Raw genomic sequence first — 23296 nt, forward strand, 5'->3', positions numbered from 1 at the left:
TGTGGTCCTGCGCGCCGTAGAAAATTGCCGCGACAACGATTGCGCGGCTATGTTCCACCGGTAGAAACCAAATAGCCGCCTTGTCCCGCCGTAGAAGCCGAATCCCGGGATGAATATCGGGGCGCATCCCGATATAGGGCGTATCGACGAGACGATCGACCTCGACATGCAATTTGCGGATCCGTTTAGCAGTACGCTCCACCGCCTGTCAGGCGCATCCCCAAGTTCGACATAGGCGTCGAACAGATGATCGAAGATCAGCTCGAAATCGCGTTCGGCATCCTCAGAATATTCAAGAGTCCACACGAACAACCCGTCGCTTCCGCTCGATCATTGCCGCGACGCGGCTTTCTATTTCCGTCGCAGAAATCATTGGCCCGTTCAATCGCTGCTGGACCAATTCGCGGAGCGCTGCGGTTTCGACGGCCTCAGATTCGGTCTTTTGGCGTAGCAGTTCCAGGCCATGTTGAAGAACGGAACTCATGCTGGGATACCGGCCGCTCTCCACCAGCGAACGGGCAAACGCATCCTGCTGGTCCGTCAGCGAAATCGAGGATTTCACGCTCATCCGCTTAACTCCCTTGAGCCTTGCTACTCAGTAGCATATTTTTCAAATCTGATGAGATGACCGTCAGGGCGGCAGTGCCAAGGACGTCGGCCCGGATCGTTTTTAATGATCAGCAGGTGGCGCACTTAGTCGAGCGATCAGCGATTGCCGCCGTCGCGGGTGGCGACCCTGCCGAGCTTGAGAAAAGGCTTACATTCCCCGGTCACTCGCTTATGCACGGGTCTAGCGTCTTCGGCGCAGATCGACGAGCGCTAGGTGCAAAGCAATTGGGGCACGCTCCGGACGAAGTGATTTGCAAATGCTGCCGCGGCCGCTTCGATCCCTATTCCCGCCCAGGCGTCGCGGCTTCGTGCGCCCCTCCTCATCTACCCGTCGATCCGCCTCGGCCGCGCCAAGACGACCACGAGAGACGATGGCGCCCATGGCCGGCCGGTGTTGGCCTTGAAGCAGTGGCTGGCGGACGCGAGTATGTACTCCGAGATTACACTGAGCGAAGTTTAATCTAACGCGGCGTCTGCGTGAAAAGCGCGGTCGCACGGACAGCCCTGACAGGCAGCCGGGATGTCACTCGTCGATGTCGGCCGAGGAAAACAGCTCATCGATGTCGCGGTGTCCCTCGATGATGTTGACTACCTCAAAACGGTCATCGACGTAGCGGAAGAAGATGACATATCCCTTATGCGCCGAACTGCGGATATCGGCCCGCAATTCCGGTCGCGATCGGCCGAGTGTGCCAGGGAGGTCGGCAAGTGTGCGGCACTTTTGCCGAAGTTCCCCCACAAAACGGCGGCCCGCGACCAAGCTGCCGCTTTGGCGGGTGATGTATTCGAGGATATTGACCAGATCAGCGAGCGCCGAAGGCAGCATACGAAGCTGCGGCACGCTTAGAAGCCTTCCTTGGTCAGCTGTGCGGCTTTGGCCTCCAGCGCCGCGTCAATATCAGCATCGGACACTTCACCGCCCTCGGCAATCGACTTGTTGAGGAGGCTGCTCAGCGCCCTCAGCTTCTGTTCGCGTTCCTCGACCAGACGCAGGCCTTCGCGCACCACTTCGCTGGCGGAGCCGTAACGGCCGTCCTTCACGATGTTAGATACAAAAGCTTCCCAGCGGTCACCAATGGAAACGTTCATGCCACACCTCCGGATTCGTCACAGCATGCCACAATAGCAATCCTTGCGCAATTATTGACACAGTCGCCACGTCTCACAGGTGAACGCCCGAACTCGATTTCAAGAGGCTTGAGCCTCGGTGACTGCCGTATCAACGCCAAACAGCGGTCATCGAAGACCTCGTTCCTGACCAGGGCGCGAAGGGAATTCCGGTTCAGGAGGGTGACCGTTGATCGTTACATACCGACGACAGCAACTTATTTGAAGTGACGAAAAATCCGCCGAACCTGGTAGAGTCCGCCGATCTTCGCCGGTGCCAAATCGTCAAAAACATTGCGAACCGGTGATCCTGGAAAACCGACAGCCTAGAATCCGGCAAGGCCACAGCCGCTGAGCTGCGAAAATGGCGAAAACCGCTCCTTCTGACGCCATCCACCGCCGCGCCGAAGAGCTCGCCCTTCGATCCGCGCGACCAGCTCGCTGCGCTCCTCACCGACGACGACGTCGCTACGCTCAAACCTCTCGCTGGCGAAGGCATAGGCGACAATACGCTGTGCGCACTCGCCTCCAATCTCGGCTACGCTCGAGGCCTGGTGTCAGCTTGCCACCGGCAGCCCCCTCCCCAGACCGGCGCCGGAAAGCTTGCCGCTGAAATTCGTTTCCATCATCTTTGGGGTCCCATCAAGCGTGCAGAGTCGAGTCCGGCTTGCGGGATACCGCCTGCTTCGCGCGAAATGCCCCCATGCCCCTGATACGGTACGTCGACGTCTGAGCAGTTGGTCAAATCCTCACCCGCTGGCGCGGGCTCACCGGTACCTTCAACAGCCCCTCGCTCAAATCCTCCTTGCGCCTTGCGTGCGCGTGAGCGCCCGACCGCGACAGCGCAAGCAAGAAGGCCGTCACCGCCGACATTCTCGCATTACTGCTGCAGGTCTGCGCCGGCGAGCGCCTGGTCGATCTGCGCGACCGGGCGCTACTTCTGATCACGTTTGCCTCCGGCGGCGGCGGCGGTCGGAAATTGCGGGACTGCAAGTTGCGGATCTTGTCGACGAAGAATCCATTCGTGACGATCCGAACGACGCGAATTCCCCTTCCCTTCCCGCAGCGCGAAATCGCCATATCCGGTTCGGCCTCGGCTCAGCGGCAAAAGTCGTTCATTTAAAGACGACAAAAATGTATCCAAACCTTTCCTTTAATCCCTCCGTTCCAGATGTGAAATTGCTCCCGGTCGCATGACGTCGACAATTTCACGGAGAACGGTGATGGAGAGCACACCCAGATACATTTCACTTGCGGAAATGAAGCGCCTCGGCGTCCGTCTCGAGGCATCCGCGCTCCTCGATGCCGCCAGGGCAGCTTGGTCTGACATCCGCCTGGGCCAGGCCCATGGCCTGAAATCTGTCTTGTCCTTTCCCGAAGCCACCTTGTGGAACCAACCCCAGTTTGAAGCTTACCGGGATACGTTGCAAGGCGAGCGGTTGGGCTGGAAGCTCTCTGCGCTCTCCAGTGTCGGGGCCAGATACGCCGCCGTGAAGGTGGTTGGTGCCAATGCGATAAATCGGCGGCTCGGTCAGCCGCGTTCGACATCGACGATCCTGCTGCTCGACAACTTCACGCTGCGCCCGCTTTGCGTGATGGACGGAACCGATATCTCTGCCGCAAGAACGGCAACCTATGCGTCAATGGCGCTTGAACTTTTCTTCCCCAAAACAGAAGAACTGTCTGTTTTCCTCTTTGGAGCGGGTCCCATTGCCGAGCAGATCATCAGAGTGCTCGATCATTTCGGACCCGGCATCATCTCGAAAATATACGTGCGCAGTCGCTCAGGCACTTCCGCGCACCGACTCGTAAAAAGGCAGAGACAGTCACTTGGAATTCGGCTCGAAGCTGTCGCGGATAATCAGAGGCTGCGCGATTGCCGGTTCGTCATCACCGCTTCCAATGCCAGCGCACCGGTTTTTGAGAGCGCAGAAATCTGCCCAAATGCCGTTGTCCTGCATCTCGGTGGAGACGAGACGCCGTCCGGCCATATCCAAAAAGTTCTTCGGTCGGGCCTGGCGCTCTGTGATGACATTTCCATGGTGTCGCGGCGAAATTCGCAAAGCCTGGCGCTCCACTTCTCACGCAAGGGATCGACATTGGAGCGGCTTGGCCCAGTGCTCGGTGTCTTGAACTTAAAGGATTTCGGTGACGCGGGCGGGGGATCGGAATTCCCGATCCTCATTACATGCGTCGGCCTACCCATGCTGGACCTTTACGTCGCCGCTCATGTTTACGAAACCTGGTTCTCGCCGGACGGGGGCACGGCGTCATCCGTCCACTCATCTGTCACGAACTGACGCCCGGCAGCCCAAGCACTAAGGAGGGGCGGATGTATGTCACAGAAATCCTCGCAGAGTATCTGGCGAACTATCCTTCCGATGCTCTGCCGCCCGACCTGAGGTTAAGTGCCACCTGCTGTATCGTGGATGCGGTCACCGCCTACGTTGTCGGCTGTGATGTACCGAGTGCGCGCGCAGCCCGCGCGGTCGCCCGGGACGATTTTGGAAGCGGCCGGGCTTCGGTCTGGTTTACGGGTGAATGTCTCGGGGTCACTGCTGCGGCAGTCTGTAACGCTGCGTCAGCATCCGCGCTCGATTTCGACGACGGCCATCGCGCCGCGCGCGGTCATCCTGGTGCGGCTGTGATACCCGTGGCACTCTCCGTGGCATCTGCGATTGGTTCATCCGCCGATGATCTCCTGACCGCAATCGCTCTCGGATACGAGATCGGAATTCGCATCGCCGTGGCGCAGAACCCGCAGGCGATCAAAAGCCGACAATCGGGACGTTGGACCGGCTATGCTGCCGTGGCCGCGGCCGGCCGCCTCTACAGAACCGATCCCCCGGCACTCGCGCACGCACTCGCTGTAGCCGGAGTGCTCGCACCAAATCAGGAGGCGAGCGGCAGCTCTGGCTATGCCAACCTCACCGGGAACGACGTCAAGGAGGGTATTCCCTGGAGTGTCGTGACGGGCTTGACCGCATTGCGCCTCGCAGAGCGGGGATTTACCGGGCCGCAGGATTTGCTCGATCATGAGTCGCACTTCGACCGGCCGAGCATCATCGCGAACTTGGTTGATCCGGCTGAGATCTCGAGGGTCTATTTCAAACCTTATTCCTGCTGCCGCTACATCCATCCCGCTCTTGATGCCTTTGCCGCGCTTTCGGAAGTCGCGGACATCAGGACCGAACAAATCGCATCAATTGAAGTTCAGACCTTTCAATGGGCTCTGCGACTTTCAAACACCTTGTCTCCCAGTACATTGACGGAGATCCAATACAGTCTGCCTTATTGCATGGCGATTGCTGTTGTCGATGGAGCTGCGGCGCTGGCGCCGGTCGGTAGTGCTCAGTTGGGCAGGCCGGACCTCATCGAATTCGCCCGCAAGGTTCGTCTCTCGGTCAATCCTGAGATCGACGCCCGTTTTCCGACTGAGACCCTTGCCCAGGTACGCCTGCAAATGATCGACGGCAGATTGATCACCTCCAAGATGACCTCGCCGCGCGGGGACAAGGCGCGCCCCTTAGACTGGGAGGATCTCATCGATAAGTTTTCGGCAGCGACGCGGTGCAAGCTTTCTCCCAGGGCGCAAAATACTGTCTTGGAGGCTTTTGAGGCACTGAAAAAAGGTGATGCGGTCCCTCTCCTCCAGCGCCTGAGGATGCGATTGATCGACTGAAACCTCGATCTCCGCCCTTTGTGTCATTCGGATCATATCCGTCGCCGACATCTCGCAACTGCCGCCGCGGGCAAACACTGTCGGAGTCGACGCGAGAGCCATCTCCGGCTGGCGCCGTCAGATAAGCCGGCCGTTCCTGACGACTATACGGCCTGCGATCACGACATGCCTGACCCGGCTCAGATTAACGTGGTCGACAACGATCAGGTCTGCGCGCTTGCCTTTTTCAATCAGTCCGCGGTCACCGGCCATTTGAGTGAAGACACGCGCGACATTCCCGGAAGCAAGGGCCACCGCTTCGGCCGCAGACAATTGCTTCTTCCTGACCATTCGCTGGATCGCTTCAAGAATTCCATCCCAATGCCCGCCGGCAAAATCGGTCGAAATCGTATCGACACAGCCCGCATCGATCAGTGCGTCAAGGTTGGATGGATCGTTGCGCCAGCGCGTCCCTATACAATCCAGTGTCGAAACATCGATGATGGCCCCTTTCCCTCTCAGGTTCTGGGCAATCGAGACTGCCTCCTCCGGGTGAAAGCTCGGGTGATTGCTATGACCGGCGACGAGATGTGCTTTCGGGTGCTTCTCGACCGCGGCAATCAGACGCTTCGCAGATGGTGCCGCATTGTGGAAGATCGCGGGAAATCCTGACCGCTTGGCTTCGCGTGCGATTTCATCGAATCCGGCCAGCGAGAGGGCAACCGAAGGCATCACCGATCGCGTGATGATATCGCGAACGCGATCCGCATCGGCGAGCCCGGAAAGACCGCAACACTCCAACTCGTCGGTCAGTTTTAAGTTCGACAGGCCGTCTGCCGGATCGAGATAGCGGCCAATAACCGCGTTCTTCAATCGCCTCGCGGCTGCGGGTGTCACTTCGACCCCGAACTCGTGCAGGAAGGCTTGCGGGATGAACCTGTACTCTTGCGCACCACCACCCAGTGTCTGCCCACCACCTGCCTCGCCAAGGGCGACCGCGCCGCAGGCCAACAGTTCATCTGTCGTCGCGGTCAGGTGTCGTGCTGAAAGTCCCTTTCCGTCGACCACAAGCGCCGCCTCGATGTTTTTCGGAGTGTGAGCCGTGGAAACGCGGATATCCATGGCATGAGGTTCTGCGTCGTCGACATCTATTTCGTCGGCCATGGCCAGGCCGCAGACGTTCAAAAGGGTCGTTGTTCCCTGAAGAAGATGACGGTTCCGGAAATAGGCAACATCCTCGCCTGCAAATGGCTTCGAGCCGCTCGGCATGGAAGGCCCCCGAATACATCCATGCGCATGTGCATTGATGAGGCCTGGCATAACGATGCCGCCGGTCGCATCGATGGTTTCTCGCGCGGCGGCCGCGATTTCAGCGCCTGCGGCGACGTCGACACCTATGATCCGTCCCTTCTGGACATATACGGCAGCCCGCTTGTGAAACGTCTTGCCGTCGCCGGTGATGAGACCTCCATTTCGGATTACCAGATCCATGACAGCTGTTCCTTTCATCAACCGGGGTGCGGTTCTAGTCGCCAGTCCCTTGGCCCGGCCGAGCCGGGTTGTACTGCGATCGTTCCTGACCGGAACCATCGAGAATGTAGCCGGACGATCGAACCGTGCGGATGAGATCAGGGCCGCCGGTCACGCTCAGCGCCTTGCGCAGTCGACCGATATGAACATTCACCGTCTTGACGTCGACGAAACGGCGCTCGGGCCAACCAGCTTCAATGAGTTGTGCGCGACTGCACGCCTGCTCGTGGTTCTCCATCAGAAACTGCAGCAACCGGAATTCGATCGGTCCCAAGTGGACGTTGATGCCGAGACGCCTGACGCTATGCCTGTTGGTATTCAGTTCAATTCCTGCATAGACGAGGATATGACCGTCGCTCGCCATCGGACCCGACACTCGCGGAAGGAGGATACGGTCGCGTAGGAAGCTGAGCAGCTTGGAGGGGGTGATCGGTCTGACGAAATTCTCGTCAATCCCGGCCTTCAGCAGATCGATAAATCGACTTTCCGCACCAGGGCCAATCAACCCGACGGTCGTAATCCCGAATGTCCGCGGCTCCTGCTTCAGCTTTACACAGGCTGCGGGAGCCCAATTTTCTCCCGATCGACAATCAAGAAGAATGGCTCCGACATCGTACTCGCCTGCAAAATGGACGATCTCCTCGACCCCGGAACCAAGAATGACCTGATATCCCTCGGATTCCAGGATGTGGACGAGTAGCAGATAGTAATCCGCATCGGTCGAACCGATCAGGATCTGCGGTCGCGCGGAATTCAAAGACCTCTCCTCTATTGCGCAGCGTCAGTTGTGATCTGATCCCTCGTGAGGACCTGCATCGTCCTCTGTGGGCGGTGTGGCCGCTTGCGATAAATCGGCAGAAGGCGCTGTTCCACGCCGTGCCACCTCAAGCAGCGAAGTTGTGGTGCACATGTGTTCCTGGCGACAGGCAGCAGCGTGAACCCGATTAAGGCTCGCGGCGTCGGCAGGAAGCACGCCTGCTACGGCCATCGTGCTGCCGATGGGACACGGCCGACCAAGACGTTGCATCGGCCAGCCGGCGCGTTTCAAAATGCGCTCGAACCGCAGGTCCGTTGCCGTGACGATTTCATAATAGCCGTTCGCCATCGACCACTCGATGATGCCGGCAAACATCTCAAGCGTCGTCCCATGGAGAACTGCCCCCGTCCTGCCCTCGTCGAGCGCCGTGTCGACGCAAAAGCGCGAGCTTTCGACCATGCCTGGATGGGCTTCGAGCCGTCGCGATGAGAGGAGCTGCGGAAATGTATTGGCGAGCATCGTCGGCCCAGTAGCCGGGAGGAGCCTCGCGCAGCCCGCCACTGCACCTGTGGTAGAAACGGCCAGGATATAGGTGGGATTGAATTGATCGTAAGCATCGGCCTCACGATCGTCCCTTATGTCTACATCCCAGTCCAGTCTGTCGCCAAAGACTCGCGCACGCAACCGATGCATCGAGTCGATCAAGTCAGCAAATTCTCCGCGCGCTGCGGCCGGGACAGCTAGTATCTCCATCTCCATTCTCCGAAGAAAACCTGCTTCAGACCACTGGACACGAGTTTCCGCGCTTAGGCGACTAATAGAATTAGTAGTCGAGCGCTCGTCCAAAGCGTGCATGAATATCGCACGTATGAGTTGTCATACATCAGCGGTCTGTATCGAAAAACCGTGCACGAGCGTGCAGAGCCAAGGTGGCGAAGCCGCCGAGAGCCGAAATTGATAATTCAATGCGCGCGAGGATTTGCAGCAAGGAGTGCCGATGTACAAGCATACCGCAGAAGCCTTCGTACCAGTCCAGAATGCGGAACAGGGCGTAAGCGAGGTCTTCGCCCGTTACCGCGAATACTGGAGCCCGATCGGCGCCACGGGGGTCGATCGGTCGCTGGACTTCGGTGACGCACGCGTGACGCTAAGGCCGACGGACGAGGGCTTGCATTTTCGGATAGACGCGCAGGACACCCTCGCCTTTTACGGTATCTGGACGCTTTTGCAGGTGGCCTTGGCCGCGCTACCGGAATTTACAGGTAAAGACGTTGGGTGGCACCCGGCCGGCCGGTTCCCGTGTCTGTCAAAGGTTTTTCCGTAGAATTCTATCACCTGATTCATAAACCGGAGCGTGATAAAAGTCTAAAGCTGGTGACGATGTCGCTGCGGAAATAATCGCGCTGCAGTCGCAGCCTGTGGCAACAAGGCAACAGAAATATTTCGTTGTGTCGAAGAGCCAGTGGGCTGCAATGACGCTTTCAATTATTACCGCCTCGCGCGACGAACTGCCGCGACTCTTTGAGGGATGTTGATGCCGCGCCAGGCGGCAAGGACCGGCTGCCGAGACACCTGAGTGGATGAAGCTCTTTGAATTGCCTCTACCGCTCGACACCACGACCCCGATTGACCGCCTGTCGTTGGCGCTCGGAAACGATCTTCTGGCCGCGATCTGCCCGCACGATCTGCTGAAGAACCTTCAACTTCTCCTGCATTGCCTCGACTGCATTCCGTTGCGCTGTCGACACAAAGTTGAAAACGTCTTTGTTCCCACGCAGGAACGCGTTGCGGCCGAAGCGCTCGTCGAGCGCCCGGCTGACGGCGACGAATTCTTGGGCGACGCGCGGATCGGTCAGACCCGCAGCAACGTCGAGCCCCCGATTCTTCTTCCTCATTCTTGCCGTCAACTGCCGCAGCGTATCCTCAGCCTTCCGCGATAGACCGGGAATGGCGACCGCCATATGCCGGCGCTCTGCGGCGATAGCCTTGGTCTCGACCTCAAACGCCGCGGCATAGGACGCTCCGAGAGAACGGATACAGCTTGCTACTTCCGACACAGCCTGAAGCGCGGCCCTCCGCTCCCGGCCGGCAGCAAGCAACTTGTCCACTGTGCGACCGGAGCCACGTAACGCTCCGTAAGCGGCCGGATCGTTGATGACGGCTGCGGCAATCCGCTCGCCGGCAAAACCCTTTTCGACAAGCTCCTCGATCTTGCCGACCGCGCCGGCCGGATCGCGCCAGATGCGTGTCGCCGCGTCCATGAACGCGGCGCGATGATGATTGTAATGGGGAACGGCAAGCGCCCTATCCCGCGCTTCATCGGCGACGGATGTCTTGAACTCCGTGACGGCGGCAAGCATGGGCAACACGTGCACTGCTTCATTTCCGAACTCGATGCTTGCGCCGGCAACGATTTTCGAGCGATCCTGCTTTTCTGCGAGATGCTGCTCGTCGCTAAAACGCCTGATCACCTCGAACAGACGCACCAGTTTTTCACGGTGGTCAGGCGCGAGATTTTCCGGCATTCGCTCGGCAACATTTCGCTCGGCGATCGGATCGGCCCTCGCGGTGAAGGCAGACCAGCCAAAGCGTGAGGTCAACGCCTCGTTGACGGCCTTGACCTCTTGCACCAGCAAACGGTCCTCAACGGCATAGGCGAAGGCCGTCTTGTAGGCATCGACCCCGCCGCGCTCCCGGACCGTCTCGACTTCGACGAGACGCGCCATCGCCTGTTTCGAAAGAGCGGGAATGGACAATGACATATCAGCGCGCCGCTGCTGCTCTCGGCTGGCGAAGCGCTCCGCCTGCCTGCGGAACTCGGTTGCATGCGCGCGCGCCAAAGGGAGCAGCTCCGATAAAGTGGCCATGGCCGCGTTGCGCTCGTTTCGAGCGGCGCGACCATCGACCATGAGGTCAGAGCCGCGCAATCGGCCAAGGCGTTCGGGCGCAAGGCCAAGATCTTCGGCGATCTTGCGCGGCTCGACGCCTGCGCCTGACGCCAGAGCGTTGAGCGCCGACAGCGCGCCGTCGGGGTCGCGATAGATTTTCTGCAGCAATGGCCGGAGTATTTCCTCCCGCTCCTTCCACCGTTCCGAGGAGAGCTGCGCGAGACGCGCATCCTCTTCAACGCTGCGGGGGAATTCGGTGGCGGGCGGGATCAAATAGCTTCCACCCAACGGGTTGCCGGCAGCGAAAGATACTCTGCGTTCCTCGCTGTACGAGACGCTCCGTTCCCGTTCGATCGCGAAATCAAGCGCCATGCTCGCCCGCTCCCAGAGCTTCGCCAGCTGCGACCGCTTCTCCGCAAGCCACGCCGACCATCGCGCCGCGCCCTCCTCCAATTCCGCAATGACCCGGGCAAGCGTGTCGATACCGCGCCGCTGGGCAAAATCAAGGGCATGCCCCCGATAGCCTTCCTCGCTTTCGAAATCGAGCGTCGTCGTCTTGGCGCCAGATCGCCCAAGGCGCTCAACAAGCTGTTTGAACACATGCGGCCGATGGCTTTCCTGCTCGATCCTAACTTTGCGCGCATCGGCAGTTTCAACTTGGGTTCCAGTCCAGACGTTACGCTCGACCTGACGTTCCTCGAGGCGCTTCTTGCCGGTCTTTTCATCAGTAATGGGCACCCTCACCGTGACTGTTTCGACGCCATCCTTGCGTAGCGTCACAGTATCGCCTGTCGAGATACCACCCTCCTCAAGTGCCTTCGGCAGGCTCACGCCCCAAAGTCGATGAACGATTCCGTCGTCCGTCCTCACATCGGCGTAGGGGCTTTCCTTGGCATCATCATCTTGCGGCCCGAACTTGGCCAACCCTGTGACCACCAATTCACCGGTGACGCCGGCTGCATGGTCGACACGGGGCCTGCGCCGCCATTGCGGCTTCGGTGCAAAGTTCTCGCGCGCCACGTAGAGATCGGCGCGGTTACGATGCCTGGTCATCGCCACATAGGTCAGATGCTGATCCATCATTCCGGTGGCGAGCACGAAGGTCCGGTCGATGGTCGAGCCTTGAGATTTGTGGATTGTCGCGGCGTAGCCGTGATCGACATTGCTGTAGCTATCCTCGCTGATCACGACGTCCCGGCCATTGTCGAGATGTACCGTCAGCAGCGCGTCTGCGCGTTTGTCGCCGGATGAAACGACCGTGCCAAGCATGCCGTTCTTTACATATTGGGGACCAACCCGCTTTGCCCGTGGTTCAAGGAAGCGGGCGTTTTCGAGGAAGATGATCCGGTCGCCCGCGGCAAACTCACGAAGCCCACGTGCCGTTCGGAATTGGCGCGCACCTGTCAGCGCGCCCTCGTCGTTCATGACCCTGCGCAGGGCCTCGTTCAGCGTCCGAACGTCATCGTTGGTGTGGGCAAGCACAAGCAGTTCGTCGCCGCGAAGACGTCCCGGATACTCGCCCACGGCAGATTTCTGAAGCAGGTCACGGCGGGCATCGGCCCAATCGGCAACGATGCGGTCGATGATCTCGGCCTTGGTTTCGGTCTCGACAATGCGGCCCCTTTGCGCATAGGCATCGAGGCCCTCTTCAACCTTGCCGCGCGCGAACAGACGGGATGCATCGCGCGCCCACGCATCAAGCTGCCGCCGCACGCCGGCAAGTTCCGCAAAGCCGATCCGTTCAGTGATTGCCCGGAACGCCGCACCCGCCTGGATCGGCTGCAACTGCATCGCGTCACCCACGATCACGACCTTCGCCCCCGCGTCCTCGGCTGCCTTCAGGACGCTCGCCATCTGCTGCGAGGGGATCATGCCGGCCTCATCGATCACCAGCACATCACCGCGGTCGAGCTGCTCGCGCCCGCCGGCCCAAGCTAATTCCCACGACGCCAGCGTGCGCGACATGATGCCGGAGCTGTTCTCCAGCCCTTCGGCAGCCTTGCCGGCAAGGGCCGCGCCGATCACCCGTCGACCGTCGCTTTCCCATGCGACGCGGGCCGCCGAAAGCAGCGTCGACTTCCCGGCGCCGGCAAGCCCGACGACCGCCGCGATGGCATTATCGCGCGTGACATGACGGACCGCATCGACCTGTTCCGCATCGAGCCTGAAGGACTTTTCCGGATCGGCCGTTTCGACGCTTCGGACGGCGGCGGCGGCCTTGGCACCGGAGACGCCGAAGCCCTTTCGCATCGACAGAACCTCGGCTGACTCCGCCATGTCATATTCGATGCGCAGGATCTCCCGCGTTGTGAACACCGCCGGCTCTGTCGCATTGCCCATTTGGGTGTCGACCTGCTGCGCCTTCAGCAGTACCAGGTCGTCCGAAGCCATGAGCCGCGCGCGGATATTGGCGAAGTCCACTGGATCATCGACATAGCGGTGCAGCGCCTTGGCGATATCGCGCTCGTCAAAGGTGGAACGCTCGTTGCGGAGCTGCTTGAGGAGAAGCTCCGGATCGGCAAGCAGCCGGTCGGCCATCTCCTGCCGCCGCGCGAGATCGGCCGGCGCGAAATACATCTCGGCACCCTTGCGCGCGAGCGCCGCCTTCTCCGGACCAAGGTGTTTCTGCGCGATCCCACCGAGCCCTTGCTCAGCATAGGAGCGGCCGTCGAGACGGATCTCATGGCCGGCAAGGGCCAGGTGCCGGTTGACGGTTTCAGCCCAGGCGACCTTCCACGCCATCATGGTTTCCTTGTCGCCTGCCCAAAGCTTGTAGACAATTTTGCCATTCGGCCGGTCCGGCGTGACGACACGCAAAGGCTCGCCGTCTTCGCCCAGCACCGCCACCTTCTTCGGCCCAAACCCCTCCTCCGTCAGTGGCCTCAGCGTCGTCATCAGATGGATGTGCGGATTGCCGTCCTTGTCGTGAAACACCCAGTCGGCGATCATTCCCTTCGATGTGAAATTATCCCGGACGAACTCGCGCACCAGCGCGATGTTCTCCGCCCGCGTCAGCTCTTCCGGCAAGGCGATGATCAACTCCCGCGCAAGCTGTGCGTCCGCCCGCGTTTCGAACGCATCCACTGCATTCCAGAGCGCCTCGCTTGCCTCGGCAACAGATTGCCCGTCCATCGCCGCCCGAAGCCAGCCCGGGATATCGTCCGGCAGCGCCAGTTCCTCATGCACCAGCTCGGAGGCTCCGCCGCGATAGCTGAAGGAAGACCCGGCCTGCTCGTCCATCATCCGGACACGGTGGCGATAGGCGGCAGCCGAGATGACGCTGCGTCCTGCACCCCTGCTGATCACCTGCGCTCTGACGAACATGATCGCCACGACTGCCTCCGAACCTCTCAAGCACGTCGCGCCAGCGACGTATATTGCGCCCTCAAACCAGTCGGACCGAAGGACCGGTGCCGCTTCTCCGGAAGGCGGCCGACGATCGGAATTCCGGCTGCGACGTTTTCGGGATGGAGCACACTAACCTGATTTACTATCAGATTATAGATAGTATAATCGGCGCCGGTCAGATTTCTCAAACAGGAAAGGACACCGGTATGGCCACAAAATCATCGATTTCCGATATCGACGCCCAGATCGAAAAGCTGCGCGAGCGTAGACGAACTCTGATAGTAAAATCCGCTGAGCGGTTTGCGCGCGCAGCCACGAAATCGGGTCTGGCGGAAATCGAGATCACTGACGAGGAACTTGACGCGGTCTTCGGGGAAATCGCTACTCGATTTCGCGAAGGAGAGAAGGAAGGCGCCTTTGGCTCAACTGCTTCACCGCGTCGACAGGCAAGTGGTGGGTCTGGAACGACGGCGGAGGTTTCTCATGACGAGTGAACGAAAGCGCGAGTCCCGAGAGAAATTCCTGCTCGGTGGCATTGTCGCGAGAGCGGGTCTCACGAAGGCCGACCGGGCTTTTCTACTCGGCGGTCTCATCGAACTTGCAAGCGTCGCGCCGGGCAGCGCCGAGCATCGGCGCCTGCGCGATATCGGCGAGGAAGCATTCAAGGCTCCCGCGTCAGAGGGCGGATCACCTCGTATCGTGGAGACGTCGGAATGGCACTGAAGTCAAAACCGCATCCGAGCCTTTTGCTCATTCTCTTGCCCGTCGCTGTCACCGCCTTTGCGGTCTATGTCGTGGGCTGGCGCTGGTCGGTGCTCGCCGCCGGACTGTCCGGGAAGGCGGCATACTGGTTTCTACGAGCCTCACCGCTACCACCGTTATTGCTCGGGCCGCTCGCAGGCCTGTTGACCGTGTGGGCCTTGCCGTTGCATCGGCGAATGCCGGTAGCCATGGCGAGTCTCGTATGTTTTTTGACAGTCGCCAGCCTCTACGCGCTGCGTGAATTCGGCCGACTGTCCCCATCCGTGGAAAGCGGCGCGCTATCATGGGAGCGCGCGCTGTCCTATCTCGACATGGTCGCTGTCGTCAGCGCAGTCGTTGGCTTCATGGCCGTGGCTGTGGCCGCGCGCGTTTCCACCGTGGTCCCCGAACCGGTAAAGCGCGCCAGGCGCGGAGCCTTCGGGGACGCGGACTGGCTGCCGATGTCGGCAGCGGGAAGACTGTTTCCGCCGGACGGCGAGATCGTCGTCGGCGAGCGCTATCGCGTCGACAAGGACATCGTCCATGAACTGCCCTTCGATCCAAACGATCCGGCCACATGGGGGAAAGGCGGCAAGGCGCCGCTACTGACTTACAAGCAGGATTTCGATTCCACTCATATGCTCTTCTTCGCCGGGTCGGGTGGATACAAGACCACAAGCAATGTCGTGCCGACGGCGCTGCGTTATACCGGGCCGCTGATCTGCCTCGACCCTTCCACCGAGCTCGCGCCCATGGTGATCCAGCACCGAACCCGCGTCCTCGACCGCGAGGTGATGGTGCTTGATCCGACGAACCCGACCATGGGCTTCAACGTACTCGACGGGATCGAGAACTCGCAACGAAAGGAAGAAGACATCGTCGGCATTGCCCACATGCTCTTGTCGGAGAGCGTGCGTTTCGAAAGCTCGAGCGGTTCCTACTTCCAGAACCAAGCACACAATCTCCTGACCGGCCTGCTCGCGCACGTGATGCTGTCGCCGGAATATGAAGGGCGGCGAACCTTACGCAGTCTTCGGCAGATCGTCTCCGAGCCGGAGCCCTCGGTGCTGACGATGCTACGTGACATTCAGGAGCATTCCGCGTCCGCCTTCATCCGTGAAACGCTCGGCGTTTTCACCAACATGACCGAGCAGACGTTTTCAGGCGTCTACTCGACAGCATCGAAGGACTGCCAGTGGCTGTCGCTCGACAGCTACGCCGCACTCGTCTGTGGCAATGCTTTCAAATCGAGTGACATCGTCTCGGGCAAGAAGGACGTTTTCCTCAACATCCCAGCATCGATCCTGCGCTCCTATCCGAGCATCGGCCGCGTGATCATCGGCTCACTGATCAATGCCATGATCCACGCCGATGGCGGCTTCAAGCGCCGGGCGTTGTTCATGCTCGATGAGGTCGATCTTCTCGGATACATGCGCGTTATGGAAGAGGCGCGCGACCGCGGCCGAAAGTACGGCATCTCAATGATGCTGATGTACCAATCGGTCGGCCAGCTGGAGCGGCATTTCGGGAGGGATGGCGCGACGTCGTGGATGGACGGCTGCGCCTTCACGAGCTATGCCGCGATCAAAGCGCTGGACACAGCGCGCAACGTCTCCGCCCAATGCGGTGAGATGACGGTGGAGGTAAACAGGAGTTCCCGTAACGTTGGCTGGGACACAAAAACCGCCGGGGCCCGCCAATCCGAAAGCGTTAATTTCCAGCGCCGGTCGCTGATCATGCCACACGAGATCACCCAGTCGATGCGCAAAGACGAGCAGATCATTATCGTGCAAGGTCATAGCCCGATCCGTTGCGGGCGCGCGATCTATTTTCGGCGGAAGGATATGGATCAGGCAGCTAAGCCAAACCGCTTTGTCCGGGTTTAACGTTCCACGCCAAGCCGTACTCATGCTTATTGCGCCGGCCGAACACGGGCGCATCGAGGCTGGGAAGGAAACCCGTTCGAACAGAGATGTGCATGACCGTCGACGACAGTGAATGGGTCTACGACGAAGTAACCCCGTGAGTGGCATCCGGCTTGAAAGACGGCAGCGCCAGCCGATGCGCGCCAAGTTATGTTAGAGATGCGAGCGGCAATGTCCTTGCCTACGGCAATTCCGTCGCCCTTAGCAAGGACCTCAAGGGGAGCGAACCAGGTCCCCATCTGGGAGTGTTCACCTAGGCTCAGGACTTCGGTAACGGGGCCGTCCCAGTCAAGCAAAAAGTGACGACCGCAGCAGCGCCGTCATGCTGCCAGGGCGGTAAATAATCCCTACAGATTCCCTTTCGCCGATGCCTGGCTTGCTTCGCCCTTCGTTTGAGGTCACCCCGGGTTCATGCTTCGGTCCGTGGTCAGCGCGATGGCTGCCAACATGATGCTGGTCCAGTGCGGTAATTCCGATGTGCCCATCTCATTGGCGTGCTCGACCGAGGCCTGCGACAGTCCTGACCACGGCATCATCGGAACCGCGTCCCGGTTGGGACCTCGAAGGTCTGCGCTCAGGCAGACGGCAACGATATGGTTTTAATGTGAACGCTCAGGCCGACTTGGCGATCAACGGGACTGTCGGGGAGAATTCCGTGCCATCCTTCCACATCCGGTGAAGGATGGTGCCGATGCGCCTTGCCAAAGCCACCATCGCGCGCTTTGCACCTCGGCGTTTGGCAACCTGTGCAGCCCAGCTTCTCCGCCATGTCGAGCGACCTCGATGGATCATGACGGTAGCCGCTTGGCACAAGGCTCTTCGCAGATTGGCGTCGCCGGCTCGCGTAATGCCGCCGATCACGTCGCGCTCCCCGGACTGGTTGCGCGATGGTGTAAGGCCAACCCATGGACCAACTTTCTTGGACGATGAGAACCGCGCGGGATCATCGACAGCGGATCGGAAAGTTAAGGCGACGACCGCCCCGATGCCTGGCATCGTCATCAACAGCCGGCACACCGCGTCGTCCTTCGCAAGCAGGCGGACCTGACGTTCGAGCCCTGCCAGTTCATGGCGCAGGCTGGTGCGTGCACGTAACATCGGCCCGGACGCTGCTTGCAACATGGAATTGCCTTCCACCAATTGCCTGATCCGGGCGTCGAACTGGCCGCGTGAGATGGCGCCGACCTTCAGGCCAAAGTTTCTCAGCAGTCCGCGCAATGACAGCTCCAGCGCGATCATGCCCTGCTGAATCGCCTTGCGGGCGGCCAGAAGCGCGCGAACCTCCTGTGCCGACACGGACTTGCAATGTACCGGCCTGAACCAGCCCAGATGAAGCAGTCGGGCGATCCCTTCCGCGTCACGCCGATCCGTTTTGATCGGCATTGCCTTCAGTGCGCCCTTCACCTGTCGGGTTTCCATCAGAACGACATCCAGCCGGGCATCAGTCAAACCGCGATGCAGCCACTGGGACAGCGGTCCGGCTTCCAGCCCTATGATGGCGACCGCTCCCTCCAGGGTGTTTGCAAAGTCTGCGATCGCCTGGGGATCACTGGGAACCTGCGCTTCTTTTACGATCTTGCCATGCTCGTTGATCACACAGACCGCGGTCTTCGCCAGTGATACATCCAGTCCGATAAAAAGTTTAATCCCGTATTCCTCCGATTGAGACTGATACGGGAACAGCGACAGCTTGCCGTGGGCAATTGCGAGATGAGTGAGCTGGTGGTGCACGGCGCAGGCCCCGTTACAGCATCTCATTGATCAAAGCCAGAAGATGACGGTTGCTGCGATGCAGACGGCGGAGAAGAAGGTGTGTGCGCATCGATCGTAGCGGGTGGCGATGCGCCGCCAGTCCTTGAGCTTGGCGAAGAGCTTCTCGACCTTGTGGCGCTGACGGTAGAGGCTCTTGTCGTAGGGATAAGGTATCTTTCGGCTGCGGCTTGAGGGAATGCAGGGCTCAATGCCCTTTTCTTTTAGTGCCTCTCGGAACTGCGTGCTGTCATAACCCCGGTCGGCAATCAGCGTCTTGGCTGGCGGCAAGGCGTCAAGCACAAGACGTGCGCCCTTGTGATCGCTCATCTGCCCTTCGCTGAGTATCATGATGATCGGACGGCCTTCACCGTCACAAACGGTATACAGCTTGGAGTTCAGTCCGCCTTTGGTTCGCCCGATACGACGGGGAACATCCCCTTTTTGAGCAGGCTCGCCGCCGTCCGGTGTGCCTTCAGATGCGTCGCGTCGATCATGATGCGCTCGGGCTTCGGGCCTTCGGCCGCCAGCGCTGCGAAGATGCGGTCGAAGACGCCGAGCCGGCTCCAGCGAATGAAACGGTTGTAGAGCGTTTTATGCGGCCCGTAATCCTTCGGCGCGTCCTTCCATTGCAGGCCATGCTTGATAACGTAGACGATGCCGCTGATCACTCTGCGATCATCGACGCGCGGTACGCCATGCGCCAGCGGGAAATAGGGTTCAATCCGCGCCATCTGGCGCTCGCTCAGCAAAAACAAATCACCCATCACGGTCTCCTTCCGGAACCGTGAATCACATCTCAAACCAAATTAATAGGTCCTGACCCTAGGTGTTTAGTCCCGGCATCTGATGGATCGGATTCAGGGTGAATCTCTCTGGCTCGGAAGTCCATATCTCGCATATGAATTCATAGGGCGTGAGGCCCCTGAGCGTCTTGAGCCGGCGGGAGAAGTTGTATGCCGAGACGAAATCGCCGACGTGTCTGCGCAGTTGGTCGTGGCTGTCGTGGTGATAGCGTTTGACGGTTGCCTCCTTGAGTGTCCGGTTCATCCGCTCGACCTGGCCATTTGTCCAAGGATGCTTGGGTTTGGTCAGCCGATGCTCGATGCCGTGTCGCCCGCATACCCAATCGAACGGGTGTCCCCGGAACCGTGCGGTTGGTCCGTTGCGGTTCTTCGGGATGTCGGCGAACTGGATGCCGTTGTCGGTCAGCACCGTGTGGATGTCGTAGGGCACGGCTGCAACCAGTGCCTCCAGGAAGTCTGACGCCGTTCGGATGGTGGCGCGCTCGACCAGTTGGACGAAGGCGAACTTGGAGGTCCTGTCGATCGCGACATAGAGGTAGAGTTTGCCTTCGGCGGTCTGCACCTCAGTCAGGTCGATGTGAAAATAGCCGATTGCGTAGACCTTGAACTTCTTCCTCGACGGCTTGTCGCCATCCACTTCTGCCAGTCTCGAAATTCCATGGCGTTGCAGGCATCGATGCAATGACGAAAGCGTCAGATGCGGGATTGTTGCCTGAAGAGCGTAGAGACAATCGTCGAGCGCCAGCAGCGTGTGCCGCCGGAACGCGATGATGATCGCCTCCTCCTCTTCACTGAGAACGGTTGAACGCGGCTCCTTCGGTCCGGTCTTGAGGTCCTCGACCGTTGCCCGCTTGCGCCACTTCAGAACGGTCTTCGGATTGATCCCGTAGCTCCGGCTCAACTCCGCGGCCGAAGCTTGCGATCGCTGTATTGCAGCTCGGACCGCGTACGTGGTCGTGGCGCTGCCGTGGCGTATTTGGCCCATAGTGCTTCCTTCCATTTGGCGGAAAAGATCGCACCATCAAATTCTGGGATCAAACACCTAGTCGAAAAATGATCGAGCGCGGCGGAAAGATCGAACGGGAACTTGGTTTAGAGCGATTGCGGTCACGTGTCCTGCGGTTGAAATATGTGTGAAATGTGCGCAAATTGCATCAATCATAACCAACGTCCTGCCGTTTCCTGAAGAGCTGACCATCCGCAAGACCGCGCAATTTGCCTGCACCGAACTATTCAGACCTCAACGAGCCCCGTCCGATCGTTCGACAGGATGCAGACTATCCCAAAGCGCGCCGTCAGCGGTCTACACATGGCTAATGGCCTCCCTTAGAAGGGAGGCTTGGCATCGATGCGGCCCTTCTGTTCGGCGATTACAACTTCCAATTCCGCCTGTGCCAGTTCGAGCTCCTCTGCGATCTGAGCGCGCTCTGCCGCGTCGCAGCAGTTCAGCTCGCGGCGCAGTTCCTCGATGTGGTCCTCCAGTGCAACCGTCATTGCCGTCATCTCCTTGGATAATGTGAAAGATGGCGCCGGTGGTCGCGAGGATCGGGCTGGGTCAAGGATCGCGGGACGCGACCGGCGGAGCCGGCGAGTGGGGGAGCCGAAATGCGTGAGCATTTTGGGGGTAACCGCTCGTCCTTGAGGCGGCACGATTGCTCATGACAGACTTGGCACCCTGAGCAGATAGTTTTTGATCTCGTGTGGCAGGGGTAGCGGACCCGGTGCGGGCTCGATGCCCGCACCGGGTCCTATCGACCATGAACAGTCCGCTTGGGCACCGAACGCGTTCAGGGCGCCGGTCCCGATTGGTCGGGACCGGCGTTGGCGGATCAGTTCGGGTTATTCCAGAGGATCACCTTGCGGTTCGGATCACCGCCCGGCGCCTGCGCAAGGTTGCCGAAGATCACCCCGATCTCCGGAGCTTCCAGCTTCACCGAGAGGTACTCCTCTCCGGTCTGGCGCGCGACACGGTTCCAGGCCGCGCCGATTTCAAAGCCAGTCTTGCGGTGGATGACGCGGTAGTCGGGGGCTTCTTCGCTTGCCTTGTTGGCGTTGGGGATGATGGCGATAGGGGCGTTGACCCGGATCGTGGCGAAGACGCCCTCGAGAGTGCCGTCGGTCTTCTGCGTCAGAGCTGCGATCGTGGTTGCCATGGTATTGTCTCCTTCGGTTGCTCGGGACCATTCCCGATGACGCGCGAAGAGACGGCCGATCTGCTGCGGTCATCTCGCACGAAAATTCTGGGAAATTCTATTTTCCGAAAAAAGGCGGGCGCGCTTCGTTCCGCTTGCCGGAAGAAGTGCAAGAAGCCCGCATGAAGAACCCAAATCGAATTTTGCTGAATTTTCGTGCGAGACGTACCCCTTTTAGGGGTTGACCGCGAAAGCAGGCGGTCGACTAAAGGGCGATGTAGAAACGGGAATGGTCTTGTTGCAGCCGAAGCCGGTGACAGACCGTTCAGGCAACCTAGATTGGCACTGCTTAAGACCGCCGGCACATTGCAACGTGGGCACATCACAACGGTTTGCGCTACGCCCCCTCGCCCATCTCTGCCAATCGAAAGCAGCAAGGAGCGTCGACTGCCGCCACATCTCTCGGGTGCAAGTTGAGACGACCGCGGTGGACCATATTGCCAGAAAGCCGTACTGCAATATCTCGAGACGCTCGGCCCCGCCGAGATCGACCAAGTCGATCTTCGACAATCTTGCCCGCCGTCCGGTCTCGACACGAGTACAGTCCCCGACAGACACCCGTCTGCTCCGATCAGTCGGTCCTGAGCAATCGGGGCTGGCATCGCTTGACGATATCCGGGGTCGCCGACCTGCCTGATCGCCGAGGGCCCGACGCTGCCATGGTATCTCCGTCGGAAAAACACAATGAACGGATCGCCGCGGCGATCGGCTGCGAACGGCGAGGGCTATAACGCCGAGCAGTGAAGCTCCTGCCCCCGGGAACTCACCGAACGCAAGGGATCGTCACGTCGTCAAGGCGCGGCGCAGGCTTCGTGCAGCCGAGCCGGCGAATCCGCGCCCGCTCGGGCAGATCGCCGGATGAGAGTGACCTGTCTTGAACTGAGCGTCAAAAAGCCGTATATACGCCTCCGTAGATACACAAGGGAGGCGACCATGCCCCATCTTGCACGCGTATTCCAGTCCGGAAACTCGCAGGCCGTCCGCCTGCCGAAGGAATTCCGCTTCAACGTCGAGCGCGTGGAGATCACGCAGGAGGGCGATGCTCTCATTCTCCGTCCGCATGTCGAGGCGGGCGAGCCGTGGTCGTCGCTGAAGGCAGCGCTGGCCCGCGGCATGACTGACGACTTCATGGAGAGCGGGCGCGAGCAGCCGGAACAGCAGGATCGACCGGAACTTGACGCGGTGTTTCAGTGATCTCGCACCTTCTCGATACCAACGCTGTCATTGCCTTGATCGGCCGAAAATCGGATAGATTGGTCAGCCGTGTTCTCCACAGCCCTCAGGGCAGTCTCGGCCTACCCTCGGTCGTCGCGTATGAACTCTATTTTGGAGCGCAAAAAAGCGCAAAGGTCCAACACAACCTGGAAACCTTGCGTTTGTTGATGGCGGATTTTTCGATCCTCGATTTTGACCAGAATGACGCCTTTGTCGCGGGCGAGATCCGGGCGGCCCTTGCCGCTAAGGGGACGCCCATTGGCCCCTATGACGTGCTGATCGCAGGGCAGGCGAAAGCCCGTGGATTGACCCTCGTCACTAACAATGTCGGCGAGTTCAACCGGGTTGAGAACTTGCATGTGGAGGATTGGTCGGTGTGAGCCTCGACAGGTTCAGGGCCGCGCACGCGAGGCCGCGACATCGTCGTGGTTGAGTGCCAACGACGAGATGACCAACCGCCGTGAAGGCAACACGCTGTGCTGTCTTCGGTTCACTGCGCTTCAGCTGTGACAGATGCGGCCGACGCACCGTTTGGTTTAAGCGTATTCGCATCGTCTCTGTCCGACATGATTCACGCAAAGCTCTCGTAGCCGGCGTGTTTCCGCCGACATCTTCGGACGCGTGCTTTCGCAGAAAAACATCTTCCTCCACCGCTGCTGCACGGGCGCCCACCTTATACCATCGCATTTCTGATAGTCTAAACGACAGATCCGTGCTACATCGTCACCGTCCCTTACAGGCCCCTTGGATTGGCGGCGGAGATGCAAT

Annotated in this window: 19 protein-coding genes and 3 pseudogenes; 9 read left to right on the plus strand and 13 right to left on the minus strand. The window is 59.8% G+C overall.

Annotated features, from left to right (window positions below; genetic code table 11):
• Window positions 1-50: 50 nt before the first annotated feature.
• The 4 genes and pseudogenes from LAC81_RS20405 to LAC81_RS20425 all read right to left on the minus strand — a co-directional run.
• Window positions 51-312, minus strand: a pseudogene (locus LAC81_RS20405) (type II toxin-antitoxin system RelE/ParE family toxin); the annotation flags it as partial.
• Entirely contained in the window at window positions 293-568 is a 276-nt protein-coding gene (locus LAC81_RS20410; protein WP_223729064.1) for a ribbon-helix-helix domain-containing protein, read from the minus strand. The pseudogene LAC81_RS20405 and the gene LAC81_RS20410, both read right to left, overlap by 20 nt.
• A 564-nt stretch (window positions 569-1132) precedes the next feature.
• Complete coding sequence (locus LAC81_RS20420) at window positions 1133-1450, minus strand: type II toxin-antitoxin system RelE/ParE family toxin (RefSeq protein WP_223729065.1); 318 nt, start codon at window positions 1448-1450, stop codon at window positions 1133-1135.
• A gap of 2 nt (window positions 1451-1452) precedes the next feature.
• Window positions 1453-1698 carry a type II toxin-antitoxin system ParD family antitoxin gene (locus tag LAC81_RS20425; RefSeq protein ID WP_223729066.1) on the minus strand — a complete coding sequence of 82 codons (246 nt, stop codon included), beginning with the start codon at window positions 1696-1698 and terminating at the stop codon, window positions 1453-1455.
• 382 nt (window positions 1699-2080) lie between these two features.
• On the opposite strand from LAC81_RS20425, the pseudogene LAC81_RS20430 reads away from it, so the two are divergent.
• From LAC81_RS20430 to LAC81_RS20440, 3 genes and pseudogenes are all read left to right on the plus strand, one after another.
• Window positions 2081-2778: pseudogene (locus LAC81_RS20430) on the plus strand (integrase); the annotation flags it as partial.
• 161 nt (window positions 2779-2939) lie between these two features.
• Window positions 2940-4016, plus strand: a complete 1077-nt coding sequence (locus LAC81_RS20435; RefSeq protein ID WP_223729067.1) for an ornithine cyclodeaminase — start codon at window positions 2940-2942, stop codon at window positions 4014-4016.
• Window positions 4017-4048: 32 nt separating this feature from the next.
• Window positions 4049-5398: an MmgE/PrpD family protein gene (locus tag LAC81_RS20440; protein ID WP_223729068.1), complete on the plus strand. Its 1350-nt coding sequence runs from the start codon at window positions 4049-4051 to the stop codon at window positions 5396-5398.
• Window positions 5399-5515: 117 nt separating this feature from the next.
• On the opposite strand, the gene LAC81_RS20445 is transcribed toward LAC81_RS20440, so the two are convergent.
• From LAC81_RS20445 to traI, 3 genes and pseudogenes are all read right to left on the minus strand, one after another.
• Window positions 5516-6868: an amidohydrolase family protein gene (locus LAC81_RS20445; RefSeq protein ID WP_223729069.1), complete on the minus strand. Its 1353-nt coding sequence runs from the start codon at window positions 6866-6868 to the stop codon at window positions 5516-5518.
• A gap of 34 nt (window positions 6869-6902) precedes the next feature.
• The gene (locus tag LAC81_RS20450) at window positions 6903-7664 is read right to left on the minus strand and encodes a winged helix-turn-helix transcriptional regulator (protein ID WP_223729070.1); all 762 of its coding nucleotides are present in this window, start codon (window positions 7662-7664) and stop codon (window positions 6903-6905) included.
• 162 nt (window positions 7665-7826) lie between these two features.
• A pseudogene (gene traI / locus LAC81_RS20455) lies at window positions 7827-8417 on the minus strand (acyl-homoserine-lactone synthase TraI); the annotation flags it as partial.
• A gap of 244 nt (window positions 8418-8661) precedes the next feature.
• Between traI and rctB the strand changes: the two are divergent.
• Window positions 8662-8988: an SMa0974 family conjugal transfer regulator gene (rctB, locus tag LAC81_RS20460; protein WP_223729071.1), complete on the plus strand. Its 327-nt coding sequence runs from the start codon at window positions 8662-8664 to the stop codon at window positions 8986-8988.
• A gap of 277 nt (window positions 8989-9265) precedes the next feature.
• On the opposite strand, the gene traA is transcribed toward rctB, so the two are convergent.
• Window positions 9266-13885 carry a Ti-type conjugative transfer relaxase TraA gene (traA, locus tag LAC81_RS20465; RefSeq protein ID WP_223729072.1) on the minus strand — a complete coding sequence of 1540 codons (4620 nt, stop codon included), beginning with the start codon at window positions 13883-13885 and terminating at the stop codon, window positions 9266-9268.
• Between the two features lie 221 nt (window positions 13886-14106).
• On the opposite strand from traA, the gene LAC81_RS20470 reads away from it, so the two are divergent.
• Genes LAC81_RS20470 through traG form a run of 3 tightly spaced genes read left to right on the plus strand, consistent with a single transcriptional unit; the run spans window position 14107 to window position 16527 of the window.
• Window positions 14107-14394: a TraC family protein gene (locus tag LAC81_RS20470; protein WP_223730412.1), complete on the plus strand. Its 288-nt coding sequence runs from the start codon at window positions 14107-14109 to the stop codon at window positions 14392-14394.
• Entirely contained in the window at window positions 14384-14623 is a 240-nt protein-coding gene (locus LAC81_RS20475; protein WP_223729073.1) for a conjugal transfer protein TraD, read from the plus strand. Before LAC81_RS20470 ends, LAC81_RS20475 begins: the two co-directional genes overlap by 11 nt.
• The gene (gene traG / locus LAC81_RS20480) at window positions 14614-16527 is read left to right on the plus strand and encodes a Ti-type conjugative transfer system protein TraG (protein WP_223729074.1); all 1914 of its coding nucleotides are present in this window, start codon (window positions 14614-14616) and stop codon (window positions 16525-16527) included. Before LAC81_RS20475 ends, traG begins: the two co-directional genes overlap by 10 nt.
• Window positions 16528-17178: 651 nt before the next feature.
• On the opposite strand, the gene LAC81_RS20485 is transcribed toward traG, so the two are convergent.
• From LAC81_RS20485 to LAC81_RS20505, 5 genes are all read right to left on the minus strand, one after another.
• On the minus strand, window positions 17179-18213 hold the full coding sequence (locus LAC81_RS20485; protein ID WP_223730413.1) for an IS110 family transposase: 1035 nt from the start codon (window positions 18211-18213) through the stop codon (window positions 17179-17181).
• A 114-nt stretch (window positions 18214-18327) separates the two neighbouring features.
• A protein-coding gene (locus LAC81_RS20490) for an IS5 family transposase (RefSeq protein WP_223729075.1) occupies window positions 18328-19082 on the minus strand; the annotation gives its coding sequence in 2 pieces (ribosomal slippage) (window positions 18328-18749 and window positions 18749-19082; 756 coding nt in all).
• 58 nt (window positions 19083-19140) lie between these two features.
• Window positions 19141-20106, minus strand: a complete 966-nt coding sequence (locus tag LAC81_RS20495; RefSeq protein ID WP_223729076.1) for an IS481 family transposase — start codon at window positions 20104-20106, stop codon at window positions 19141-19143.
• A 341-nt stretch (window positions 20107-20447) separates the two neighbouring features.
• The gene (locus LAC81_RS20500; RefSeq protein WP_223730445.1) at window positions 20448-20615 is read right to left on the minus strand and encodes a hypothetical protein; all 168 of its coding nucleotides are present in this window, start codon (window positions 20613-20615) and stop codon (window positions 20448-20450) included.
• Window positions 20616-20950: 335 nt separating this feature from the next.
• Complete coding sequence (locus LAC81_RS20505; protein ID WP_058323403.1) at window positions 20951-21274, minus strand: DUF736 domain-containing protein; 324 nt, start codon at window positions 21272-21274, stop codon at window positions 20951-20953.
• A 972-nt stretch (window positions 21275-22246) separates the two neighbouring features.
• Between LAC81_RS20505 and LAC81_RS20510 the strand changes: the two genes are divergently transcribed.
• Both LAC81_RS20510 and LAC81_RS20515 read left to right on the plus strand, forming a co-directional pair.
• Window positions 22247-22507 carry an antitoxin gene (locus tag LAC81_RS20510; RefSeq protein ID WP_223729077.1) on the plus strand — a complete coding sequence of 87 codons (261 nt, stop codon included), beginning with the start codon at window positions 22247-22249 and terminating at the stop codon, window positions 22505-22507.
• Window positions 22504-22908: a type II toxin-antitoxin system VapC family toxin gene (locus LAC81_RS20515; protein WP_223729078.1), complete on the plus strand. Its 405-nt coding sequence runs from the start codon at window positions 22504-22506 to the stop codon at window positions 22906-22908. Before LAC81_RS20510 ends, LAC81_RS20515 begins: the two co-directional genes overlap by 4 nt.
• Window positions 22909-23296: the final 388 nt, after the last annotated feature.

Origin of the sequence: Ensifer adhaerens (assembly GCF_020035535.1) — a bacterium.
In the GTDB taxonomy this organism is placed as follows: Bacteria; Pseudomonadota; Alphaproteobacteria; order Rhizobiales; family Rhizobiaceae; genus Ensifer.